We start from the raw sequence: 14331 nt of genomic DNA on the forward strand, positions 1-14331 counted from the left end.
GCAATTATGTTATGTTATAACACACAAGAAACCTTCCCTGAGAACGAGCATGAATACCCACCTAGCTAATCTAGCCGACCGCGCCCGCGAATGCCGCTCACGCGGTGAAATGGCTAAAAAGTACCCAAGCGAATACCGTGAAATTCACCGTCGCGGCCTGACATTTTTGTTTGACCACATGGTCCGAAAACGCCGGAAGAAATACACCAAGGACGAACTCCGCCAGATTGCCGCGAAGTACGCAACGCGCACCGAGTTCCAGAACAATGCGGCGTCGGCATACATGGCGGCATGGCGCAGGGACATCCTAGACGAAATCGCCCCTGCATCCCGCCGGGGTGCACATCTGCATGAGGCCCGACAATGAGCGGCACCCTGACAAACACCCTCGCACTTAAAATCGACGCGAGCGCCGCCCGTCGCGGTGCGGACGAATTCCGCCGCGCCCTTGCTGCCGTAAAACAGGCCACCAAGGACCTTGAACGCGATACCAATGGCCTTTTCAAGAAGGTCGACGCGGTCACCAAGACCACCGCACCGAAAAACGTTCAGGCTCAGTTTACAGCTATCAATGCCGCCGTTCGATCTGCCGAGTCCTCGGTGGGGACGCTGCACAGGCAATTGAACAAAATTGGCAACTCCGCAGGCCTCCGCGCAGTCGACAACGCGATGGAAAGATTCCGCAAGGAAACGTCCGCCGCGACGTTGACCACGAACGAACTCCGAGCGGCCAAGGATCGTCTTGCTGCATCCCTGCACGAGGTGCGCCAAGAGGTTCGAGACGCCACCGAAATTCAGCGACTCCGGACCCAGTTCCAGCGCACCAGCGCCGCTCTAGATGAGACCGCCACCGGGACACATGCCTACCGTCGCGCCGTGATCGCCACAGAACAGGCACAACGTGCCGGGGCGATCTCGCAGGCACAGGCGACAAAAAACATCAACGCCGCCAAGGCCGCATACATCGGTGCAGGTGCCGCCGCTGCCAACGCCGCAGCACAACAGGCGCGCTTGTTCGGCACCCGCGCCGGATGGGGCCAGAATTTCGACTCGCGTCAACTCGGATTCCAGATTTCGCAAATGGTCCAGAGCTACCAAGCAACAGGCCAGCTTGCGCAGAGCATTAGTCTGCAATTCGCTGATATCGGCATGGCGTTCGGCCCCGTCGGCGTGGCCGCTGGTACGGTCGGTGGCATTCTTGCCAGCGTCCTTGTCCCAGCACTGACGAAGACCGACGACGAAGCCGAGAAGGCCAAGAACACGGTTCACGCACTTTCTTCTGCACTGGACTCGCTGCAGCAGACGTCGTCCGCGTCAGCGGAACAGATCGCAGCCCATTTGAAGCGCGCATTCGGTGAAGTCGCAGGCGAGGTGCAGGCCCTTATTGACGACCTTCGAGAGGCAGAATTCGCCGTCATTTCGCACCAGATGCAAAAGGAAATTGAGAAGGCGAGCACCAGCCTGACCAGCCTTTCCGGCGCGTTCGAAATTTTCTGGGCAGATTTCGCGAACCCCGGTTCAGTTGACTCTGGTTACCTCCGCCAGATGCAGGAGATTATTGCCAAGTCTGGCATGGCATACGGCGAATTTCAGAAGCTGGAAGCCGCCGTTCAGGCGGTGTTCACATCAAAAGACGTGAACAGCTTCGTTGAAAACCTCAGCCGCGCCCGCTCCGTCGCCGAAGAGATTGGCGGGCCTGTCGGAGACCAGATCGCCAAGGCATTGCTACAGGCCGCAAAAGACGGTGGAGTCCTGCATCGCGTGACCAGCGATGCAGCGTCTAGCGCAAATAGCTTGGCATCCGAACTGTCCGAAGGTGCCAAGAACGTTCTGAAAATCGCCGAAGTTGATATCTCGAAGGGCATTTCTGACGCGACCAAAGAAGCGGCGGAATTGGCGGCAAATCTAGGCATCTCGCTGAATTCGGCGCTGAACCTTAGGAATCTACAGGACTCGAAGGTCTACAGCGGACGCGGCGGCGACCCGCGCCAGTTTGGGAACGGTTACACACCACCAACGTTGACCACCACGACACGGACCAAAGGTGCTGATCGCGAGAGCGACCTAGAGCGAACCACAGCCCGTCTGCAGGCAGAGGCAATCGCGCTGCAGGCGCTCAAGGATGGGTTGTTCGAGACCAGTGTCGCTGCGGACGTCTTTGCGCAAGCCACACTTGCCGGGGGTGGAGCAGTCGATCAATCCACCATGGCGGCACTCCGTCAAGCTGACGCCGTCGCCAGCGCGAACGAACAACTTCGCAAGATCGTGCAGACCAACAAATCCGGCGGACTTCAGGAAGCGACCGAAGAGGGTATCAAAAGCGGTCTTCGTCAAGGCCTTCGTTCCGCAATGGACGGCGATTTCAAATCTTTTGCCCAGACGCTGGCGGACAGCGTGTATAACAGCCTGTCAAACGCCCTTGCCGATGCGCTGACCGAGCAGCTTTTCAGCAAACAGACCGTATCTGCGCTGACCGGCGGCGCGTCCGCGCTGACGGGCGCTGCAGGTGGTGCGGTAGGAGCGGCAGGCGGTACCGGCAGCATCCTATCTACGGTCGCAAGCATCGCGGGCAGCTTCTTCGGAATCCCCATGTTCAAGGAAGGGGGATACAGCGACGCCCCCGACCCATTCAACTTCGCCAACGCCCCGCATTACGCGGAAGGCACCGCCAACACCTCCAACGGGCTGCCTAGTATTCTACACCCTAACGAGGCCGTGATACCGCTAAGTAGGGGCCGCAAGGTGCCGGTGGAGATGTCCGGAGGATCGGGGGGCGTCGTCATCAATGGTGGCATCCACACCGAAGTGAAAGTCGAAGGCGGCGACGATAGCCCAGAGAACGCGGCGCGGATCGGGCAGGCAGTCCGCGAAGGCATCGAAGGGCTGATCGAGGAACGCATTGCAGCCGCCGCCGGTTACGGCGGGGCGTTGAATCCACGGGGCGGCTTCTGAGCCGTCCCCACCTATCGAGTAAGAAAGAACAAACATGACACCCCTATTCAAAAACGCAGACTCTTACGAGGTCCGCACCATCACCACCGACGGCGGGCGCTACCTGCTCACGACACAGGGCGTCGCGCGTGTGATCCTTAACTATGACCAAGCTGTGGTCCTGTACGGCGGTCACGCCGTTGTAGAACTGCACGATGGAAACAATGTCTTCGAGCTAGTCCCGGAAGAACACACGCCCGTTAGCATCGATATTGCCAAGCTGGAACCTGTTGAGGGAGTCGCCTGATGGCCCGTCTCGGCAATCCCCGCCATGAAGAATTCGCACAACGGCTGGCACGTGGGGAGCCTCAAGGCGAGTCCTACGCAGCCTGTGGTTATCGCCCCAGTCCAGCCCATGCCTCGCACCTAGCGAGCCGACAGGACGTTCGTTTGAGAATCGCGGAGATTCATGCTGAGGGCATGCGGGAATTCAACGAAGGTCCAAGCCTTGCGGCCATTGGCATCACCCCCGCGTGGTTGGTCAATGCTTACAATCTGATCAAGAAAGCCGCGATGGAGGCGGGCGATCTGAAATCGGCCAACAAGGCAGTTGAATCCATCGAGTCCGTGCTGAACTTCGAGAACAGCATGGCGCAGAAATCCGACAAGCCCGCCGCCGTGGGTAAGATCGACGTCAACGCCCTGTCCGGTGTGCTGGATAAGGTGAGCGGCATAATCGTGGCATCGAAGGCACCTGCCCAGCCCGCGACGCACCAAGAACAGAAAGCCTTGCGCGCGGCTGAAAACGAAACTTGACCTTTTCACCGGTGGCTAAGCGTGCACTACTTGCGGCCTGTATTACCTGCACGGAGAAGCTACATGGAGATAACAGCAAATCAGGTTGGGTGGGGTATTTGGTTATTGCGCGCAGGGTTGACTTGGGCAGGCAGTGCCGGACTAGCATTTTTGGTGGCTGACTACGTTGTCAAAGCTCGCACCGCCAGTTTGGATACCGCTATTGCCACCATCAACACCACTCTTGGCACCAGCTTCGAAAACCTCAACTCAACACTGAATGGAATCCAAACCACCACTTTGGACACCAATCGAAAAGTTGACCAACTGGCGGAAAAACTAGGCGACCTATCGACCGTGACCGCTGTGAACAGTGAACGGATTTTGCGGTTGGAGGCGGATTTGCAAACGGCTCAGGCCAGCATTTCGAAAACAAGTGTTGAGATAAAGAGCGCCTTGAAGGCCTATCCGGAAGAGCTTGGACCCGCCATCGCCGCATCGTTTGGCAAGTCACTGGTTCGAGACAGAAGCTGGACCTATGACGTTTTGAAGGCAAACGACGCCACCAACCAAAACGGTTCGCATGGACCGATATTTCTGACGATACCGCCACATGCTACCGACCGAATGAAATAAGTAGCACGGTTGAATTCACACCGCTAAACGCGGTCACGTAGCCCCCCAAAAAACGTCACACAGAACACGACATTTCCCTGTGTGACGTTTTCGAATTTTCCTTTATTTATCAATACTTGGAAGAAAAATCCGAGTATCGAGTCTTCTCGACCGCACCATTTCTCTAAAACACCTGCCAATTCGGCTTGAGAATCGGACACTTCTCGTCTGCCGATAGCTATCCGACACCTCCAGTTCAAACGTACATATCGTGCGAACCCCTATTCGTGCCTGCTCATGAAGCGCGAAATGTCCGAGTCCGAGGGTTTGACGCCGGTGAAGACCTCCACGTAATCGGGCATGTTGCCGAGGCGGGTTTCACGGTTCTCCTCGATCTGCATCGAGATGTAGCCGACCTGGGTGTACATGACGGTCATGGCGCGGACGCGCGCCTGTTCTTCCTTGAAACCGAAGCGCAGAAACATGTTGGTCAGGGCCTCCTGGCGCCTCTGGTCCGCGTTGTCCAACCGGCGCTGCAGGTCCGGGTCGTTGCGGGCCCAGTTCCGGATGGCGAGATCGAGCTTGGCATCGAAAAGATCGTCGTCCAGCCAGCAATCGAAGAGGTTGAACATCGCCTCGACAATGCTTTCCGCATAGGCTTCGGTGCGCGCGACCAGGTTGCCGGTGTTCTTCTCCTCCCAGCGACGAACCATCGCTTCGAGCAGTGCCTCGCGATCCCTGAAGTGCCAGTAGAACCCGGTGCGCGACACGCCCAGTTTCTTGGCCAGGGGCATGACCTTCACGGCCTCCACGCCGCTGTCGGTCAGCAGATCATAGGCAGCGTCCAGCCAGGCGGCATCGGTCGAACCGTTTTTCGATATATCGTCCATGCGTATTCCCTAACATTGCTGACATGTATGCACAAGAAGATTGACACATGTGTCAAGATAATGAACATGGCCGTCGTCAGCATCCCGCGTGATTGAGGATTCGCCCATGGAAACTGCAGTCCAACCCCCGTCGCGGCGCGCACGCCGCGGAAGCTCCAAGGCCGCACGTTCGGCGCAGCCGGGACAAAACCTTCACCTTCGCGTTCCCTTCATCACGCGCAAAATTCCCACCTATGACCTGTTGAGCGAAGAGGCGCTCGAGAAGATCGAGGCCACTGCGGACCGCATCCTGGCAGAGATCGGCATCGAGTTTCGCGAGGATCCCGAAGCCGTGCGCCTGTTCCGCGAAGCGGGCGCGAAGGTGACCGAGGTGTCCGCTCAGGCCTGGAACCTGAAATTCGAGCCGGGCATGATCCGCGAGATCCTGAGAACCGCGCCCGCGCGCTTTGTCCAGCACGCCCGCAATCCTGCGAACAACGTCGAGATCGGGGGCGACGCAATGGTGTTTGCGCCGTCTTACGGATCTCCGTTCGTGATGGATCTGGACAACGGACGCCGCTACGGCACGATCGCCGATTTCGAGAACCTCGTGAAGCTGGCGCAATCCTCGCCCTGGCTGCACCATTCGGGCGGCACCATTTGCGAGCCGACCGACGTGCCGGTGAACAAGCGGCATCTCGACATGGTCTATGCCCACATGCGCTATTCCGACCGCGCCTTCCTTGGTTCGATCACCGCTCCGGAGCGCGCTGCCGACAGCATCGAGATGTGCCGCGTTCTGTTCGGCGCCGATTTCGTGGATCAGAACTGCGTCATCATGGGCAACTTCAACACAACCTCGCCCCTGGTGCTGGACGGCGTGACAACGGCCGGCATCCGCACCTATGCCGAGGCGGGGCAGGGTTCGATCCACTTGCCCTTCCTGCTGGGCGGTGCGGTTTCGCCGCTGACGATGGCGGGATCGATCGCGCAGTGTCTGGCCGAATCCATGTCGTCCTGCGCCTTGGCCCAGCTGGTCCGGCCCGGTGCGCCGACCATTCTGGCCGGCTTTTTGTCGTCGATGTCGCTGCGCTCGGGTTCGCCGACTTTCGGAACGCCGGAACCGGCGCTGGGATCGCTGGTGATGGGCCAGCTGGCGCGCCGGCTGAACATGCCGCTGCGCTGCGCCGGCAACTTCAGCACCTCGAAACGCCCCGACGGGCAGGCCATGCAGCAGGCGATGATGTCGATGATGTCCGCCGTGCAGGGCGGCGCGAACTACATCCTTCACTCGGCGGGTTTCGTGGATGGGCTGCTGTCGATGTCCTACGAGAAATTCGTGATGGATACGGACATGTGCGGCGCGCTTCACGCCTATCTCGGTGGCATCGACGTCAACGAAGACACGCTGGGTTTCGAGGCGCTGGCGCAGAACGGGCCGGGCGAGCACCTGTTCGGCACGGAACACACCTTGCGCCACTACGAGACCGCCTATTGGGACAGCGCGCTGAACGACGATCAGCCCTTCGAGACCTGGGAAGAGCAGGGAAGCGTCGACTATGCCCAGCGTGCAAACAAGCGTTGGAAAGACATTCTGAACGCCTACGAGGCGCCGCCGATGGACGAGGCCACCGATGAGGCGCTGAAGGATTTCATCGCCCGCAAGAAGGCCTCGGTGGCCGACGCATGGTACTGAGGGAGAACGGAATGTCGAACGATCCCCTGCTGCAACCCTTCCAGCTCAAGCATCTGACCCTGCGCAACCGGATCATGACGACCAGCCATGAACCGGCCTATCCCGAGGATGGGATGCCGAAGGAACGCTATGCCGCCTATCATGCCGAGCGCGCCAAGGCGGGAGTGGCGCTGGCGATGACCGCAGGGTCAGCGGCGGTCAGCAAGGACAGCCCGCCGGTTTTCAACAACATTCTCGCCTACAAGGACGAGGTGGTGCCGTGGATCAGACGGCTCACCGACGCCTGCCACGACCACGGCTGCGCCGTCATGATCCAGTTGACACATCTGGGTCGGCGGACCGGTTGGGCCAAGGGCGATTGGCTGCCTTCGGTCTCGTCTTCGAAGCATCGCGAGCCTGCGCACAGGTCGTTTCCCAAGCTGGCCGAGGACTGGGACATCGAGCGGATCATCAACGACTTCGCCGACGCCACCGAGCGCATGAAGGACGGCGGCATGGACGGGGTTGAACTGCAGGTGTACGGCCATCTGCTGGACCAGTTCTGGTCGCCGCTGACCAACGATCTGGAGGGACCTTACGGCGGGCAGACTCTGGACAGCCGCCTGCAGTTCCCGATGGACGTTCTGAGGGCGATCCGCAAGCGGGTGGGGGACGAGTTCATCGTCGGTCTTCGCTACACGGCGGACGAGGCGCAGCAGGGCGGCATCACCCCCGAGGAAGGTATCGAGATTTCCAAGCGGCTGGCCGCGACCGGGATGGTCGATTTCCTCAACGTGATCCGGGGGCGCATCCACACCGACCCGGCCATGACCGACGTGATACCGGTGCAGGGCATGAAAAACGCGCCGCATCTGGATTTCGCGGGCGAGGTGAAGAATGCGACGGGCATGCCGACCTTCCATGCAGCGAAAATCCCCGACGTGGCGACCGCGCGTCATGCCGTGGCGGCCGGGCTTCTGGACATGGTCGGCATGACCCGGGCGCACATGGCCGATCCGCATATCGTCAGGAAGATCATCGAAGGCCGCGAGGACGACATTCGTCCCTGTGTCGGCGCGACCTACTGCCTGGACCGCATCTACCAAGCGGGCGAGGCGCTGTGCATGCACAATGCGGCGACGGGACGGGAACTGACCATGCCGCACGAGATCACTCCTGCCGCCGAGCGGAAGAAGGTCGTCGTCGTGGGCGCCGGTCCCGGCGGTCTGGAGGCCGCGCGCGTCGCCGCCGAGCGCGGCCATGACGTCACCGTGTTCGAGGCGCAGCCCGACCCCGGAGGACAGGTGCGCCTGACCGCGCAGAACCCGCGGCGTCGCGAGATGATAAGCATCATCGACTGGCGCATGGCGCAATGCGCGGCGCGGGACGTAGAATTCCGCTTCAACACATGGGCCGAGGCCGGCGATATCACCGCGCTGAACCCCGATGTGGTCATCGTCGCGACGGGTGGCCTGCCCAATACCGAACTGTTCGAAAGCGGCCGGGAACAGGATCTGGTGGTCACGTCCTGGGATCTGATCTCGGGCGACGTGAAACCGGCGCAGAACGTTCTGATCTATGACGAAAGCGGCGACCACCCCGGCCTGATGGCCGCCGAAGTGGCCGCGAACGCGGGGGCTGCGGTCGAAGTGATGACGCCCGACCGCACGTTCGCCCCCGACATCATGGGCATGAACCTTGTGCCCTACATGCGTTCGCTTCAGGACAAGGACGTGACGTTCACCGTCACCCGCCGCCTACTGGACGTGACCAGAGAGGGCAATCAGCTGAAGGCCAGGATCGGCACGGATTACAGCGACTTCGCATCCGAAAAGCTCTACGACCAGGTGGTCGTGAACTACGGCACCTTGCCGCTCGCCGATCTCTATTTCGATCTGAAGCCGCTGTCGTCGAATGAAGGTGCGGTGGACTACGACGCGCTCATCGCGGGCCGTCCGCAAGAGATCACGCGCAACCCGTCGGGGGAATTCCGGCTGTTTCGGATCGGCGACGCGGTCAGTGCCCGCAACACGCACGCGGCCATTTACGATGCGCTGCGGTTGGTAAAGGACATCTGATGCGGATCGGGGTGATCGGCACGGGAACCATCGCCTCGGCCGTGGTGCGCGGGATCGCGGTGGACGACGGGCACCAGATCACGGTGTCCGAGCGCAGCGCCGCACATGCGGCCGCCCTGTCCGCCGAATTCGGCAATGTTGCGGTCGCCCGGAACCAAACCGTCCTCGATCAAAGCGACGTCGTGTTTCTGGGCCTGATGGCCGATGCTGCGCCCAGCGTCCTGGACGGCTTGAACTTCCGTGTGGATCACCGCGTGATCACCCTGATGGCGGGCGCTACGCTGGACGAGGTGCAAAAACTCGTCGCGCCGTCCGTGGCGGCGGCGATCATGATGCCATTTCCCGGAATTGCGCGGGGCGGCTCTCCGATCATGATGCAAGGCGACGGGGCGCTGGTGCGCGAAATCTTCGGCGCCCGCAACTCGGTCTTCGAACTGGCAAACGCCGAAGAGATGGCCGCCTATCTCTGCGCCCAGGCCGTGCTGTCGCCGGTCGCGCGCATGGTTGAGGACGCGGCGAATTGGCTGGGCGAACGGGTCTCGGACCGTGACCAGGGCGAGCGGTTTCTCAGGCTGCTCGTGGCGTCATCGCTCGAGGCATCGGCCTGCGCTCCTCTGATCGAGGCTTTGAACACCCCCGGCGGCTACAACCAGCGCCTTCGACTGCACATGGAGAATAGCGACATGGGGAAGACCCTGTCGGACGGTCTGGACAGGCTGGAGAATGGCTCATGAGCCTCAAGCACGTCTTTGCCCCGGTCAAACTGCGCCGCAGGACCCTGAAGAACCGGATCGTTTTTGGCGCCCACACGACGAACATGGCGCAGGACGGGCTGCCCGGCGATCAGCATCTGGCCTATTACCTCGAACGCGCCATAGGCGGCGCCGCGATGATCGTGGTCGAACCGATGCCGGTGCATGCCGCCGCCGTTCTGACACGTGGAAACTTCCGCCACTCCAGCGACGAGGTGATCCCGCAATTCGCCCGCTTGACCAAAGCCTGCAAGGCCGAAGGGGCGGTGATGATCCAGCAGCTCTACCATGTCGGCGCGCATGGCGACTGGGACAACAGCTGGCACGCCAACTGGTCGCCTTCGGGCGGGCCGAGTTACCACGACAACGACGGCAGCCACGCGATGACCGGGGACGAGATCGAGGAAACCATCGAAGGCTTCGTGCAGGCTGCGGTCCGCTGCCAGAAGGCCGGATTCGACGGCGTCGAGGTCTGGGCCGCCTATCACTGCCTGCTGGACCAGTTCTGGACACCGTTCTCGAACCGGCGCGAGGACGAATGGGGCGGCAGTCTTGAAAACCGCACCCGCTTTTCCCGCGAGATCCTGCGGCGCATCCGCGCCGCCTGCGGTGAGGATTTCATCGTCGGCCTGTCGGTGAACGACGATTCCGACAAGGAGGTCTGTCTGAGCCGCGACGAGATGGTCGAGATCGTCGCCCTGCACGATGCCGAACGGCTGATGGATTATGTCACAGTCGGGTCGGGCAGCTATTTCGACTTTTACAAGCTGCTGCCCAGCTTTCAGTATGCCGAGAACCTTGGGGCCGATCTGGCCGAGCGGCTGAAACAGGTGGTCCGGCATTCGCTGGTCACGGCCGAAGCCAATATCCGCACGCCTGAAAACGCCAACACCGTGCTTGGCGCCGGGCAGGCGGATCTGGTGTCGCTCGTCCGGGCGCAGATCGCCGATCCGCACCTGGTGACCAAAGCCCGCGAGGACCGGACCGGCGACATCCGTGGCTGTCTGAGCTGCAACCAGCAATGCTGGGGCCGCCGGGGGCGCGACTACCATATCTCCTGCCTCATCAACCCGTCCGCGGGGCATGAACATCTGTGGGGCGGAGACCGGTTCACGCCTGCTGACAAGCCAAAAACCGTGTTGGTGATCGGCGCGGGCCCGGCTGGTCTGGAAACGGCGCGTGTCGCGGCCGAGCGGGGGCACGGGGTGATCCTTGCCGAGGCGTCGCCCGAACTTGGCGGGCAGTTCCGGCTGGCGGGTCTGCAACCCCGTCGCGCCCAGATCACCGACCTGATCGGCTGGTACGGGCGGCAGCTGGAAAAGCTGGGCGTCGATCTGCGCTTCAACACATTCATGGAGGCCGACGATGTTGCCGCCATCGGTGCGGACGAGATCGTGCTGGCGACGGGCTCGATGCCGGCGGGAACCGGTTTCCAGAAGGCTCTGCCGCATGTTCCTGAACTTCCTGGCATCGAACACGGCAACGTCTGGTCGCCCGAGGACGTGATGGGCCGCGCGGCCCGTTTGGGAAGGCATGTCATCGTCCTGGACGAGGGCGGCAACTGGCGCGGGATCGGGACAGCCTGGTATGTGGCCGAAGCCGGGCATCAGGTCACGATCGTGACACCGGACGCAATGATCGGCAAAGAGCTGGTCCGCTCGGCGACCGATTTTCCTGCCCGACAAACGCTCGCCAAACTGGGTGCGACCTTCGTGACAGAAAGCGCGATCACCGGGTGGACGGGGCGGAGCGCCACCGCACTCTGCCTGCTGACTGGGCAACTCTCTGAAATACAGGCGGATTCCCTTGTGCTTGCGACCGGAAACCGTGCCGACACGGAGTTGCAGGCCGGGCTGCGCGTACGCGGCATCGTGCCAAGACTGGTCGGTGACGCGCATGCTCCGCGCCTTGCCGCAGCAGCGATCTATGAGGGCAGGAAAACCGGCCTGGCCCTGTGAATATCGCGGCAGGTCCGTGTCGCTGATGCCTACCCTTCGGTGCGATGACGCACCGCGCCCATGCACCAATCCCGGATGGCTTCGGTTTCGCCCGGCAGGGTCTCGGCCAGACCGCCCGAGAAGGTGTCGAACTCGGCACGGCTGGCGCTGCCGATCCCGACCAGAACCGGAATGCCCAGGTCCAGCGCCTTGCCGATCACGCCGCGAAAGCCACGCCCGTTGATCTCTTCCGGGCCGAACTTGTTCAGGATGAGCAGATGGGCGTCGTCGAGTGTGCCGTTTTCGACCTGCGCGACGCTTTCCGCGATCGCGCTGGGGTCAAGTCGGCAACTGCCGGATCCCTGACCCAGCGACTGGGTGATCTTGATGACGGGCCCGTCGGGCAGCACCCTGACCTTCATGTCGCAGCCGTTCTCGAAGGCGCTGACATGTTCCAGCACCTTGACGATGCCTGCCGTTCTGATGCCCTCGGCCTGCATGGCATCGGCCACTTCAGCCAGAAGCCGGTCGGTTTCCCCGCGCCCTTCGGCGCTGACGACTCCAATTTTCATGCTTCCCTCCATTCGGTGTTTTCTCTTCCGGCCGGGGCCGGCAAGCGGCGGCCACTGAGGATCGGTCTTTCGACAGGCCCGCCAAGGTTGGGCAACAGGTCCAGCGTGAAGGCGGCCCAGCCAAGGCACCACAACGTGCCCGAAAGCGCTAGGTTTTCGGGCAGCAGGACACGAACACAGGCTGCCAGCCAGATCAATGCCACGCCTGTGGCGAACCGGGGACTGGCGCGCAGCCGGCCATTGTCGCGGTGCGCTGCGGCGCGTCCCGCCATGGCAAAGACCAGCCCGCCCATGGCCCCGACCGTAAGTACATGCAGTATTTCGGTGTCCGAGATTGGCAACGGCATCAGCCGGGCAAGTCCGGCCAACCCGAGACCGACGGGCAGCCAGAGGAAACCCAGGTGCAGCGCGACAAGCAGCGGTTCGCTGCGGACCTCAAGGCTGCGCCAGTCCCGCATGAGACGGAGCAGTAGGGCCGAAGACGAGACGAGATGGATGCCGGCCAATTGGCGGTATCCAGTCGTTTCGCACAAAATTGCGCCCGCCAGCAGAACCGTCGCCGGAAGGGGCGATCTGGGCAGGGATTTTGCGCAGCCGTGCCCGGATCGCGACAGCCAATTCCGGGTGAAGGCGGGCACCGCCTTGCCGCCGATCTGCGACATCAGCATGGCGAAAAGCAGAACCGCGGTCCCGGTGGCGTCCCGACCGAGCGCAAGGTGTCCTTCTGCAACAGACCAGAGAAGCACCGCGTCGGTGCCGCCAAGGATCAGCACAATAAACACGAAGCCAAGTTTGCCCCAACTTTTCGCGGCAACGATCCGGCGCAGCAGCAGGATCGCCAGAAACAGAAAGTAACCTGCACCCGCCAATGCCAGAACCGGTGCGGTCAGGTATCCGGCATGGAAGGCGGCAATTCGGGCCAGGATCCAGGACAAGGTCAGAAACACCAGCGGCCTGCCGCTGATGGGCGGCATTCCGGTCCAACTGGGCAGCGCGGTCAGCAGGTAGCCGCCAACCGCCGCACCGGCAAACCCGAACAACATCTCGTGGGCGTGCCAGAGCCCCGCGGGCAGCAGACCCGGCATCGGCAACCCCAGTGGCCACCATAGCGCCCCGGCGATGGCGCAAAGCGCGGTGGCCAGGAAAAGCGGCCTGAATGCCGCGTCCCAGAACTGGCCCGCCGCGCTCATCAGGTCGTCTCAACTGCCGGCGCGGGCGCCGGACCATTCGGCGCCGCTCGCCCCGGTCAGGAACCCGTCGCTCAGCCGGATGTCCGGTTTTGCCCGTCGCAGCGCCGCCGCGACCTCGCCGGGTGCGATTTCGCCATCCAGACGTTGCCGCCAAAGCCGGCACAACCCCGCGAAATCGCCGGTCTGCGGCGACAGGCGCAGCGCGGAAATCCCGGCGTCGCGCAGCAACTCGACCTGGTAGTCGGCGCAGGCATGGGACTCGGAGAGGGTCTGCACTCCGTTCATCGCCAGGAAGCTGCGGTTCTCGAGGGTGCGCACGTCAAGCCCGTCGGGGTCTTCTTCGCAGGCAAATTGGCAATTGTCCTTGGTCCGGCCATGCCGACGCGCGTGGTAACAACGCCCCGAGATCGCCAGCGGCAGGCGACCCTGTGCCCAGACCTCGATCGCCACGCCCAGATCGCGGCCTGCTTGCGCCAACGTCCGGACCGGGCCGATCGGCAGTTCCGGCGGCAGGCAGACGCGGGTCGCGCCGCGCCCGGCCAGCCATGCCAAAGTGCTTTCGTTGTAGACGTTGACCAATGGCCCAACCGAAAACCGCGCGCCTTCGGGCAGCGTCGCAAGCGCGGTCAGGTCGTTGATCTCGACCTCGATTCCCATTTCCGCCAGTTCCGCAGTCATTTTGCGCTCGCGCTTGAGCGTGACCAGCGCCAGACTAGTCAGAATTGGCTGCTTTCCCGCTTCCAGCAGCGTCGTCACCGCCGCGGGAATCCTGTCCTGGTAGAACGGCAACCGCTTGGAGCAGACAAGTTCGCCCAGCACGACGCGGTCCACCGGCGTATGGGCAAGATCCTCGTAGAGCGAGGACCATGCTTCGGGCGTCCAGAAGAACTGGTTGGCTCCGACGGTCAGTTCCATGG

At 62.2% G+C, this 14331-nt stretch carries 13 protein-coding genes; 9 read left to right on the top strand and 4 right to left on the bottom strand.

All coding sequences use genetic code 11. The features are described from left to right. The first annotated feature begins 49 nt into the window (after positions 1-49). From FGK63_RS14275 to FGK63_RS14295, 5 genes are all read left to right on the top strand, one after another. Positions 50-367 carry a hypothetical protein gene (locus FGK63_RS14275; protein WP_138843422.1) on the top strand — a complete coding sequence of 106 codons (318 nt, stop codon included), beginning with the start codon at positions 50-52 and terminating at the stop codon, positions 365-367. Next, complete coding sequence (locus tag FGK63_RS14280) at positions 364-2952, top strand: hypothetical protein (RefSeq protein ID WP_138843424.1); 2589 nt, start codon at positions 364-366, stop codon at positions 2950-2952. The genes FGK63_RS14275 and FGK63_RS14280 overlap by 4 nt, the downstream gene beginning before the upstream one ends. Positions 2953-2986: 34 nt before the next feature. Then, complete coding sequence (locus FGK63_RS14285) at positions 2987-3238, top strand: hypothetical protein (RefSeq protein ID WP_138843426.1); 252 nt, start codon at positions 2987-2989, stop codon at positions 3236-3238. Then, a complete protein-coding gene (locus FGK63_RS14290; protein WP_138843428.1) occupies positions 3238-3747 on the top strand; it encodes a hypothetical protein in 510 nt (169 codons plus the stop codon). Before FGK63_RS14285 ends, FGK63_RS14290 begins: the two co-directional genes overlap by 1 nt. A gap of 63 nt (positions 3748-3810) precedes the next feature. Then, the gene (locus FGK63_RS14295) at positions 3811-4362 is read left to right on the top strand and encodes a hypothetical protein (protein WP_138843430.1); all 552 of its coding nucleotides are present in this window, start codon (positions 3811-3813) and stop codon (positions 4360-4362) included. Between the two features lie 260 nt (positions 4363-4622). Here the strand turns inward: FGK63_RS14295 and FGK63_RS14300 are convergent, their stop codons facing one another. Then, the gene (locus FGK63_RS14300; protein ID WP_138843432.1) at positions 4623-5231 is read right to left on the bottom strand and encodes a TetR/AcrR family transcriptional regulator; all 609 of its coding nucleotides are present in this window, start codon (positions 5229-5231) and stop codon (positions 4623-4625) included. A gap of 106 nt (positions 5232-5337) precedes the next feature. On the opposite strand from FGK63_RS14300, the gene FGK63_RS14305 reads away from it, so the two are divergent. From FGK63_RS14305 to FGK63_RS14320, 4 genes are read left to right on the top strand one after another with little or no spacing between them, the layout of a single operon-like run. Continuing rightward, positions 5338-6906 carry a trimethylamine methyltransferase family protein gene (locus FGK63_RS14305; RefSeq protein WP_138843434.1) on the top strand — a complete coding sequence of 523 codons (1569 nt, stop codon included), beginning with the start codon at positions 5338-5340 and terminating at the stop codon, positions 6904-6906. Positions 6907-6917: 11 nt separating this feature from the next. Further along, positions 6918-8963 (top strand): oxidoreductase, encoded by a 2046-nt coding sequence (locus FGK63_RS14310; protein ID WP_138843436.1) that lies wholly within the window; start codon positions 6918-6920, stop codon positions 8961-8963. Beyond that, positions 8963-9697: an NAD(P)-binding domain-containing protein gene (locus FGK63_RS14315; RefSeq protein ID WP_138843438.1), complete on the top strand. Its 735-nt coding sequence runs from the start codon at positions 8963-8965 to the stop codon at positions 9695-9697. The genes FGK63_RS14310 and FGK63_RS14315 overlap by 1 nt, the downstream gene beginning before the upstream one ends. Then, positions 9694-11673, top strand: a complete 1980-nt coding sequence (locus FGK63_RS14320) for an oxidoreductase (protein ID WP_138843440.1) — start codon at positions 9694-9696, stop codon at positions 11671-11673. The genes FGK63_RS14315 and FGK63_RS14320 overlap by 4 nt, the downstream gene beginning before the upstream one ends. Before the next feature lie 29 nt (positions 11674-11702). Here the strand turns inward: FGK63_RS14320 and FGK63_RS14325 are convergent, their stop codons facing one another. Genes FGK63_RS14325 through ubiV form a run of 3 tightly spaced genes read right to left on the bottom strand, consistent with a single transcriptional unit; the run spans position 11703 to position 14329 of the window. Next, positions 11703-12224: a DUF2478 domain-containing protein gene (locus FGK63_RS14325; protein WP_171052657.1), complete on the bottom strand. Its 522-nt coding sequence runs from the start codon at positions 12222-12224 to the stop codon at positions 11703-11705. Then, entirely contained in the window at positions 12221-13414 is a 1194-nt protein-coding gene (locus FGK63_RS14330) for an NnrS family protein (RefSeq protein WP_138843444.1), read from the bottom strand. The genes FGK63_RS14325 and FGK63_RS14330 overlap by 4 nt, the downstream gene beginning before the upstream one ends. A 9-nt stretch (positions 13415-13423) precedes the next feature. Continuing rightward, entirely contained in the window at positions 13424-14329 is a 906-nt protein-coding gene (gene ubiV, locus FGK63_RS14335) for a ubiquinone anaerobic biosynthesis protein UbiV (RefSeq protein WP_138843446.1), read from the bottom strand. Positions 14330-14331 lie beyond the last annotated feature (2 nt).

This window comes from Ruegeria sediminis (genome assembly GCF_005938215.1).
Classification (GTDB): domain Bacteria; phylum Pseudomonadota; class Alphaproteobacteria; order Rhodobacterales; family Rhodobacteraceae; genus Ruegeria; species Ruegeria sediminis.

What these genes read in the sequence shown, in the direction of transcription:
- FGK63_RS14315 (WP_138843438.1), top strand. Translation starts at nt 8,963, where the DNA reads ATGCGGATCGGGGTGATCGGCACGGGAACCATCGCCTCGGCCGTGGTG.
- ubiV (WP_138843446.1), bottom strand. Translation starts at nt 14,329, where the DNA reads ATGGAACTGACCGTCGGAGCCAACCAGTTCTTCTGGACGCCCGAAGCA.
- FGK63_RS14325 (WP_171052657.1), bottom strand. Translation starts at nt 12,224, where the DNA reads ATGAAAATTGGAGTCGTCAGCGCCGAAGGGCGCGGGGAAACCGACCGG.
- FGK63_RS14290 (WP_138843428.1), top strand. Translation starts at nt 3,238, where the DNA reads ATGGCCCGTCTCGGCAATCCCCGCCATGAAGAATTCGCACAACGGCTG.
- FGK63_RS14285 (WP_138843426.1), top strand. Translation starts at nt 2,987, where the DNA reads ATGACACCCCTATTCAAAAACGCAGACTCTTACGAGGTCCGCACCATC.
- FGK63_RS14310 (WP_138843436.1), top strand. Translation starts at nt 6,918, where the DNA reads ATGTCGAACGATCCCCTGCTGCAACCCTTCCAGCTCAAGCATCTGACC.
- FGK63_RS14300 (WP_138843432.1), bottom strand. Translation starts at nt 5,231, where the DNA reads ATGGACGATATATCGAAAAACGGTTCGACCGATGCCGCCTGGCTGGAC.
- FGK63_RS14330 (WP_138843444.1), bottom strand. Translation starts at nt 13,414, where the DNA reads ATGAGCGCGGCGGGCCAGTTCTGGGACGCGGCATTCAGGCCGCTTTTC.
- FGK63_RS14320 (WP_138843440.1), top strand. Translation starts at nt 9,694, where the DNA reads ATGAGCCTCAAGCACGTCTTTGCCCCGGTCAAACTGCGCCGCAGGACC.
- FGK63_RS14305 (WP_138843434.1), top strand. Translation starts at nt 5,338, where the DNA reads ATGGAAACTGCAGTCCAACCCCCGTCGCGGCGCGCACGCCGCGGAAGC.
- FGK63_RS14275 (WP_138843422.1), top strand. Translation starts at nt 50, where the DNA reads ATGAATACCCACCTAGCTAATCTAGCCGACCGCGCCCGCGAATGCCGC.
- FGK63_RS14280 (WP_138843424.1), top strand. Translation starts at nt 364, where the DNA reads ATGAGCGGCACCCTGACAAACACCCTCGCACTTAAAATCGACGCGAGC.
- FGK63_RS14295 (WP_138843430.1), top strand. Translation starts at nt 3,811, where the DNA reads ATGGAGATAACAGCAAATCAGGTTGGGTGGGGTATTTGGTTATTGCGC.